At 65.0% G+C, this 1,624-nt stretch carries 3 protein-coding genes; all 3 read right to left on the bottom strand.

The window, feature by feature from the left end:
• Positions 1-806, bottom strand: an 806-nt coding sequence (locus BMX62_RS12485) for an IS66 family transposase (RefSeq protein ID WP_143339824.1), incomplete at its 3' end; no start/stop codon positions are given.
• Positions 807-865: 59 nt separating this feature from the next.
• Positions 866-1,228 (bottom strand): IS66 family insertion sequence element accessory protein TnpB, encoded by a 363-nt coding sequence (tnpB, locus tag BMX62_RS12480; RefSeq protein WP_090209625.1) that lies wholly within the window; start codon positions 1,226-1,228, stop codon positions 866-868.
• Positions 1,225-1,605: an IS66 family insertion sequence element accessory protein TnpA gene (gene tnpA, locus BMX62_RS12475; protein ID WP_143339822.1), complete on the bottom strand. Its 381-nt coding sequence runs from the start codon at positions 1,603-1,605 to the stop codon at positions 1,225-1,227. Before tnpA ends, tnpB begins: the two co-directional genes overlap by 4 nt.
• Positions 1,606-1,624: the final 19 nt, after the last annotated feature.

Here is a 1,624-nt window from a genome sequence, read left to right as displayed (position 1 = left end):
CTGTGCAACACCGGACTGGCCAGGGCATCCTGGCGGATGAGGTCGGCCAGCGGGGCCAGGACCGAGGCGGACAGCAGCACGTAATCGCACAGCCGCTGGCGGGGAACGTCATAACCATCCCGGGCCAGCTGCTGACTGATGCGGTTGAGCGGCAGGTGATCCGCGAACTTGCTGATCACGGTATGGGCCAGCAGGCTGGCACCCACCTGAGCGCCGGGGATCGGCGGCGAGGGCCGAGGTGGGGAGACGATGGTGCGCTCACCCTGATCACCCCGGATTGCATACTTGGGCACTTCATGGCGCTTGACGTACAGATGCCCGGGGGCGTATTCGAGGGTCTCGGTCACCTCGACGCCGATCTCTTCCAGCGGGCCACCGTTCTGTGCCTCCAGCTGGGCCCGGGTTTCATCGTCGTAGTCGTAGCGCATCGTCTCCCGGGGCAGTTCCGGTGGCAGGGCACGGCGGCCCCGGGGCGGTTGGGTCTTGCGCCGTTTCGTGGGCGCCTGGGCGGCGGCCTCTTCTTCGTCCTGCTCGGGGATGGGTGCCTCCAGCGGATGGAATAGATCCTCCTGGAGGTAACGGCCGCGTTCGGAGCTTTGCCCGAAGCGTTTGCGCTGTGCTTCAAGGACCTGGTCCTTGAGGCGCTGCAGCTGTTCGCTCAGTTCATTGACCGTGGACTGCAGCTGAACGAGCTGCTGGGACTGCTGCGTGATGATCTCATCGCGCTCTGCCACGGCGGCGCGAAGTTGAGACTCGCGCAGGTTGGGAGGGGGCGTCGGCAGGCCTTGTGCAGCGGTGTTCGACATGCCCGCATTTTACCATTCATGGCGCGCTAACTGGCTGACTTATAGATAATAATTATCTATTAACCGGTGGCGGTGGCAAGGCATCGTGGGGGCATTTCCAGGCGCCGCCAGTCGATGCCCTCGAACAAAGCCTGCAACTGGCTGCGGGAGAGCCGAACCTCCTCTGCATCACCCTCGGCGTGATGGGGCCACTTGAAGCGCCCCTTCTCCAGGCGCTTGTAGATCATCACGAAGCCCTGACCATCCCAGTACAGGGCCTTGAGCTTGTCGCCGGCCCGGTTGCGGAAGACGAACAGCTCGCCGCTGAGCGGATCCCGCTCCAGCACCTCAACAATCTCGATACACAGGCCATCGAAGGCCTTGCGGAAATCCACCGGCGCCACTGCCAGGTGGATGGCCATCCCCGTGGGCCAGCCGATCATGCCTCCAGCACCTGTATGGCCCGTTTCAAGGTCTGCGCGCAGAACCCCGGATACAGTGCCAACCGGCGGCCATTGCCCAATGCCACGACCACCGGTCCAACCCCGGGCTGCAGCGACAGGGCCACGGGATCGGGCTTGTCCTCCACCGTGCGGACCGCCAAAAACCGCTGCGGCACGGCCGTCGGCTTCGAAGGCCCGCGCCCTGGCTCAGCCTCGCCCAGCACCCACTCCGGGTACCGCGCCGCCCATTGCGATAGCTGACGGGGCGTGACCCCATGCTGACGGGCGAAGGCCGCCTTGCTCTGGCCTGAGGCCGCCCACTGCTGGACCAGATCCTTCCAGAAAGCGCGCTTGCGCTGTCGGATACCTCTGCTCATCCGCCACATCCCCTCTATT

Origin of the sequence: Ectothiorhodospira magna, assembly GCF_900110965.1 — a bacterium.
In the GTDB taxonomy this organism is placed as follows: domain Bacteria; phylum Pseudomonadota; class Gammaproteobacteria; order Ectothiorhodospirales; family Ectothiorhodospiraceae; genus Ectothiorhodospira; species Ectothiorhodospira magna.
Note: the sequence above shows the minus strand (reverse complement) of the source record. Positions and strands in the feature narration are given on the sequence as shown.